Below are 6,000 nucleotides of genomic sequence, written 5' to 3' on the forward strand. Positions count from 1 at the left end.
GCCCGCCCGTGCCGTCCCCACCTCCTTCTCGTGGCAGGTGGGCGGTACCCCGGGCGAAGGGAAAGGGGAGGCGGCCGCGAGTTCGTGTCCTGCAGCGACCGCCGCCCACAGCGAGAATGAATCAGTCCTGGGTCGGCCCTGCCCCCGAGCTGCAGCCGGAAGTGGCATCTTCTTTTTTGGCGATCAGAGCCCTGACCTGATATAGGGAAACATGAGGTCTGCCCGAAATCCCCGCCTGGCCAACGGCCTTGTCGCCGGTCATTCTAATTTTGCCATCCGTATTTTCCAGTGCTCTGGCGGCGACTCTAGAATATATTTGTCGGTGTTTGAATTGATTTGAAGAATTGGAGTTTCTGTGAAAATTTCTTCTCTTGTGGTGCGGGTGACGCTGATTTTGTAATCGCCTGGAGTGAAGTCGAAAGTATCCTCAAAAAATGAAATGAGGTTTGTTAGAATTAGAGGCGATTCTTTCAAGTGGAAATTGAAAGTGATGGAGTATTTGTCGTTCGTCTTTGGGAATGATGTGGGAGAATCCCAGTGTTCGATGGTGACTTCAGGGCAAAAGTCGTTTCCGGTTGATCGCAGAAGGATGGATTCCGTCATCACTTCAATCCATGAATATTCGTAGACCACCTCCCCTTCGATTTCGCCGTCGATTGTGTGTAGAAAAAGAATTCCGTGGTAGAGGCGAGGGTGGAAAGTGGAATGTTGGAGGATCAAATTTCCTCTTAGAGGTGCAGAGGTGCGTCATTTTGCTTGCTGAAAGCTACAAGCGTACAACAACCCAGAACGCATCGTTGTCGACGATGCGATAGTTCTTGTACCACCATCCGAGAAATCTTCCTGCTCCTTCGTTTTCTTCTCGGGGGAGCACTCTAACGGAGAAATTATTCTCCTCCTTGTTTGCTCCGCTATCCGCCCCCTGATTGGTGGAGGCCATGGGGAACTCGTCGCACTGGTAGGTATTGCCTTCAGAGTAGCCGTCCCCCCATTCGGCTTTGCAGGCGCCAATCGATCTCCCCCGGTTCTGGTCAATCTGATTTGCATCTCTGGTGCGAGTCAGAGGGGTCATTGATTTCGGAGCCCCGGGGATCTCCTTGGTTCCCTCTTTTCGGGGGATGGTGGAGTTGGGGTTGGTTGTCGCGTCGTAAATGTGCTGTGCGACATCTTTGGTCTTCCAGTTATGTGTTTTTCCGTTTTCTCCTACAATCAGTGGCCACACGGTGACGCCGTAGTCAAATGCGCACCCCTTTCCGCCTTTCAGGTATTTAGCGGAGTCGCAACGAAAACCTGTGTTTGCTACTAGTGTTGAGTTTCCATGAAATAGATCAACGCTCAGGAAGTACCAGGCCAGGCGGTCCTTGCCGATAGTTCCGTCTGGGTTCTCTCCCTCGCCGGGCGTTCCTGTGCCGGCATGCGACTGGAAGTTCGCCTCCATCGTTGACCAGTACGGGTCATCTTTCGTCCAGTCTGCGAGGCTTCGCTTCAATTCAAATACTCCGTTTGGGGAGCATTCAGTGTTCGATGCTTCCGGAGAGCAGGAAATAAGAAGCGTCGGCCGGATACTTTGCCAATTGCCCTGGGTCTCCCGGACGCTGTGCAGGCTGGTTAGCGTCCGGATCTCTCTTTTGCCGTTGGTGCCCCATCCACTTACAGTGATATCTACAGTCGCCTTCCCTATTACGGTGCAATTGTTGTTTTTGCAACGCAACTTTCCAGCTCAATGACATCGTTGGAACAGAAATTATGGTGATCGTATGCGTGGCCGTTGTCTGGCGTTATTTCAGTCTTGCATTTTTCGTGTTCAAGGAGGTAGGGAGTCGGTTCCGCCGCCTTTGAGTGAGCCGCTTCCGAATCTCTGGAAATCGCTTCCAGTGTGTTGATGGATTCTTTTGTTGGAGGAGCCTGGCGCTCATCTCTTGGAAGCTCTTCCAGGGAAGACGGAGTTCTTTGTTCTCCTCTTTCGGTGGCAGAAAGAACTATCTCTCCATCGCTTTCGCTATTTTCTTCTGCCTGTGCAGATTGAAAAGTCGTTGATGCTATCAAGATCCCAATCAGGGCGGCGAAGAACATGCTCTTCCACATGGGGGCCTTTCAGGGGGGGTGAAAATCTTCGATATGCTATCTATTTGCAAATGGACAGTCAATTCTAAATTGACTTTGACCGCATTCGGCCTTGGTCTTGACGAGGCTGGATTTATCTGGAAGTGCGGCTCATTAGCGGGCAAGGCGGGTGTTTTGCCTTGGCGTGGAGGGCTGGATCTATCAAAAGGGCTCGGCTGAGGGCGGGCCGTAAGCGTGACTCAGCCGAACCACTGGCCGGGGTTTCGGTCTTGGCAACTGCACCTGTCATCGGAGTGGTGATGGCCTGGGGATGACCAAGCGTCACTTCATTCGAGAACATCGGTGGTGGTTGCCGCACGGGTCCACGGCTGATTCATTTTCGACGTGAGCAGCGATCGTCGCAGGTCACGGGAGCATGGCCATCAAGTAGAACCCCCTGAGCGCGGAAGCAGGGCCCAGGCAAGAGCGGAAGTGTGACTTAACCGTTCGAAAGTCCAGGAGTCCTATTGCATGCCCAGTCCGCCAAACTGGCCCTGCCGATCGCAGACCTTCCCACCCGCCTGGACGCGCTTCCCGCCTCCCGCCACAAGCAGGGGCACCGCCACACCATCGGATGCGTTCTTGGCATCGCACTGTGCGTGCACGATCCGGATGGCCCTGCGTAGACCGACCAACGATCCCACATAATGTTCCTGAGCCCCCGGGAGGGGTGCTCCGCCTCGGGCGGAGCACCCCTCCCGGTATGTGCTTGGCTGGGCCCATGACGGAACGGGAAGTGCCCCTGGAGCCTGTCCGGCCCGGAGGGCTGGGCGCCCTGCTGGAGCGGCGGCGCAGCACTCGCGACTTCGCCCCCCGCCCTCTGAGCCTGGCCCTGCTCTCCCTCGTGCTGCGGGCGGCTCAGGGGCGGACCGGCGACGGGCGCCGCACCTGCCCGTCGGCGCACGCGCTGTACCCGCTGGCGGTCACCGCGGTCGCGGGCGACGTCGACGGCCTGCCCGCCGGGGTCTACCGGTACGGAGCCGAGCGCGACGCGCTGACCCTCGTCTCCGAGGGCGACCACCGCCGCCGGGTCTCCGACACCACCCTGGCCGACCGGGACTGGCTGCCCCGGGCCCCGGTGCTGCTGCTGATCAGCGGGGACCTGGAGGCCGCCGGCCGGCACTTCGCCGACCAGCCGCCGCAGGGCCGGCGGGGCGAGCGGTACGTGTGGCTGGAGGCCGGGCACGCCGGCCAGAACGTCTACCTCCAGGCCGCCGAGGCCGGGCTGGGCGCCGTGCTCGTGGCCGGCTTCGACGACGAGCGGCTCCTCGGCCTCGCCCCCGCCGTCGTCCCGCCCGGCCACCACCCGCTGGGGCTGATCGGCGTCGGCCACCCGGCGGACCGGAGGGAATAGGCTCCGGCGCATGCACACCACCCTGACCGAGCACGCCCGGTGCCTCTACGGGGACGAGTACCGGCCGGCGCCGGAGTGCGCCGCCAAGCACCGAGAGGACTGGTTCATCGAGGAGCTGACCTTCGCCGACGCGGACTCGATCTTCGCCATGCTGCGCGAACTCTGCCCGCACACGGTCGACGGCCACCTCCCGGTATGGGTCCGCAACCTCGCCTACCGGCTGGCGCTGCTGCAGCGCCCGGACGACCCGGCGCTGATGCGCGCCGCCGCCGAGAACCTGTGGATGCACGGCCCGGAGTGGGACGGCATCGCCGCCGACCTGCTGAAGCGGGCCGACGCCCTGGACCGGGAGGAATGAGGCCGAGGCGGGGGAACGCCGCCGCCCGACCGGCGGGCCGAGCGGTCAGACCGGGCGGACGGTGGCCACCACCGGGACGCGCACGCCCTGCTCGATCGCGGCCTCGCAGATGAAGGCCGTCAGCCACCCGGCCGCCTCGTACGACCACTCCGCCAGGTGCCCCTCGAAGGTCACGCGGTGCCCCGGTACCCCCGACTCCTGGAAGTCGGGGACCCCGGGAGCCAGCCCGCGGGCCGCGTCCTCCCCGGGGGCGGAGGTGATGCCGGTGAAGACCTTCTGGCGGATCTCGCGCAGCCGCTCCTCCATGGCCGGCGCGGCGTCGGCGGCCGCCGTGCTGGTGCCGGAGTCCAGACTCACCACCACGGCGGTGCCGGCCTGGGCGGGCAGTTCGGCGAACCACGGAAGTCCGCCCACGATGTCGCCGTAGGCGCCTTCGACGGGGCCTGCCGGCAGATCATCCAGCGGAACGAGCACTTGGGCGGCCTTCAGATCGAGCCGACCCATGCGGTCGGCCACCGCCCCGGCGCAGTCCAGCAGCTGCTGGGCGGGCACCGCCCGGCGGGGCATGGCGGGTTCCTGCTGGGCGGCTCGGAACCACAGCCGCCGGGTTCCCTCGCCACGGGGATCCAGCCCCGCGTCGTTCATGCCCCACAGCCCTGATCCGGGCCGCCCGTCGCCGGGAGAGGCCAGCCATCGGTAGGTCTCGGCCCGCGAGTGGAACAGGATGTAGGGATCGGCATCGGCGGTGGCAGGGTCGTACCAGGGGTGGAGATCCAGGGTGCCGTGCAGCGCGCAGAACAGGGTTCCGTCGGCCATCGTGACTCCTCGTCGTCGGTTCCGGCAGGTGATCGGGCGCTTCGTTTCGATGTACCTGCGGAAGGGGTCGTCGAGGATGCCCACCGAGTCGACGTCGACGACGGTACGCCATCGGGTCTGCGTTCTGGCATTGCAGTCGGCCCGGGCCACTACCCGGTTGGCCGATCCTCCGCCGGAGTAGACGGTCTTCCTTCCGGTCGAGCCCGCATACTTCCAGGATCCGCCTACGTACTGCTGAAGTCGCGCAGTCACCACGGCTTGGTCGGTGTCGCAGTCGATGTTCTCCCACCAGGCGTGGCCGGAAGCCTGGCCTGAAGAACGGTGAATCCTGTCGGCCGATGTATTGAATCTGCAGATGAGGACGCGCTGAGCCTCGGTGCCCTCGGTCTTGCCGGTGGAGGCGGGGCGGGCGGCGAAGGGGCCCGACCGGAGGTCGAGGGCAGGGCCGGTTCGGGCATGGGCCGGCGCTATCAGAGAGAGGGCCGTGGATTCAGCGGTGGCCAAGATGATCAGCGCACTCGCGGTCTTGAACACAGGCAAGGTCCTCCCTGAAACGCAGTAGCAGCGACGCGACTGTGAGGCCTGCACCGGTGGAGCGGAGCGGCAGATGTTCGTCCGATCCCGAAGCGGCCGAGGCCGAGGTGATCACTCGATGCGGGATGTGCGCTGTACGAACGTATTCGACCCCTCATCATCCCGGAGGCGACACGCTGAGAACTCTTATCGCGGTGGCTGCAGGTGCCTCTAGCAGGTGAAGCGCTCTCCAGCCTGAGCCGGGGGTGTTTCGAAGCCGCGCCTCGGCGGCCGGGACGGAATGGTCGTGCGCACCTACCGAGGGGACTGCGCCCCGCCGGAGGTGTCCGTGAATCCGGGTAGATTTCCCGCTGTCGATCGTCCTTCGAGGAAAGCGGGGCATGGCGATGCCGGGTGCGGTACGGCTGACGGGAGCGGCGCTGTTCGCCGCGGTGGCGCTGGCCGGGTGCGGGGCGGAGAGCTTCGAGGGCGAGTGGGAGGCGCTCGCCGACGACCCCGCCATCGAGGCGCTGACCATCACCGGGAACACGGTGGAGACACAGGGCGAGATCGCCTGCCCGGGGACGCTGGAGCCGTCCGGGGACGGCACCACCGCCGCCATCGAGCTGGACTGCGACGACCCCGACCCGCAGCGCCAGAGCGGCACCGCGGAGCTGGAGAACGGCACCCTCGTCATCAGCTGGGACGGCGCCGAGTGGGGCGGCTACATCGACACCTTCTCCTGACGCCTCCTCCTCCGATGATCTTGACGTTGCGGCCCTATCAGAGCGCTCTTGAGTTCTAGCGGTCGTCGCAACACCCCGGACCGGGGAATGCGATGGACTTCAAGATCCGA

Annotated in this window: 7 protein-coding genes; 3 read left to right on the top strand and 4 right to left on the bottom strand. The window is 63.4% G+C overall.

Features of this window, described 5'->3' with window-relative positions; genetic code table 11:
* Positions 1-258 precede the first annotated feature (258 nt).
* The 3 genes from D459_RS35340 to D459_RS35345 all read right to left on the bottom strand — a co-directional run bounded on the left by D459_RS35340 (position 259) and on the right by D459_RS35345 (position 2,073).
* A complete protein-coding gene (locus D459_RS35340) occupies positions 259-603 on the bottom strand; it encodes a hypothetical protein (RefSeq protein WP_152522920.1) in 345 nt (114 codons plus the stop codon).
* Between the two features lie 163 nt (positions 604-766).
* The gene (locus tag D459_RS34175) at positions 767-1,489 is read right to left on the bottom strand and encodes a NucA/NucB deoxyribonuclease domain-containing protein (RefSeq protein WP_161634160.1); all 723 of its coding nucleotides are present in this window, start codon (positions 1,487-1,489) and stop codon (positions 767-769) included.
* Between the two features lie 191 nt (positions 1,490-1,680).
* Positions 1,681-2,073 (bottom strand): hypothetical protein, encoded by a 393-nt coding sequence (locus D459_RS35345; protein WP_152522921.1) that lies wholly within the window; start codon positions 2,071-2,073, stop codon positions 1,681-1,683.
* A 751-nt stretch (positions 2,074-2,824) separates the two neighbouring features.
* On the opposite strand from D459_RS35345, the gene D459_RS31030 reads away from it, so the two are divergent.
* Positions 2,825-3,457, top strand: a complete 633-nt coding sequence (locus D459_RS31030; RefSeq protein WP_161634161.1) for a SagB/ThcOx family dehydrogenase — start codon at positions 2,825-2,827, stop codon at positions 3,455-3,457.
* A gap of 10 nt (positions 3,458-3,467) precedes the next feature.
* Entirely contained in the window at positions 3,468-3,815 is a 348-nt protein-coding gene (locus D459_RS0107450; protein ID WP_017592368.1) for a hypothetical protein, read from the top strand.
* Positions 3,816-3,860: 45 nt separating this feature from the next.
* Here D459_RS0107450 and D459_RS0107455 read toward each other — a convergent pair whose 3' ends face one another.
* The gene (locus D459_RS0107455; protein ID WP_017592369.1) at positions 3,861-4,631 is read right to left on the bottom strand and encodes a hypothetical protein; all 771 of its coding nucleotides are present in this window, start codon (positions 4,629-4,631) and stop codon (positions 3,861-3,863) included.
* A 914-nt stretch (positions 4,632-5,545) separates the two neighbouring features.
* Here D459_RS0107455 and D459_RS0107460 point away from each other — a divergent pair.
* Positions 5,546-5,890: a hypothetical protein gene (locus D459_RS0107460; protein ID WP_017592370.1), complete on the top strand. Its 345-nt coding sequence runs from the start codon at positions 5,546-5,548 to the stop codon at positions 5,888-5,890.
* The last annotated feature ends 110 nt before the right edge of the window (positions 5,891-6,000 follow it).

It is taken from the genome of Nocardiopsis potens DSM 45234 (genome assembly GCF_000341105.1).
In the GTDB taxonomy this organism is placed as follows: Bacteria; Actinomycetota; Actinomycetes; order Streptosporangiales; family Streptosporangiaceae; genus Nocardiopsis_A; species Nocardiopsis_A potens.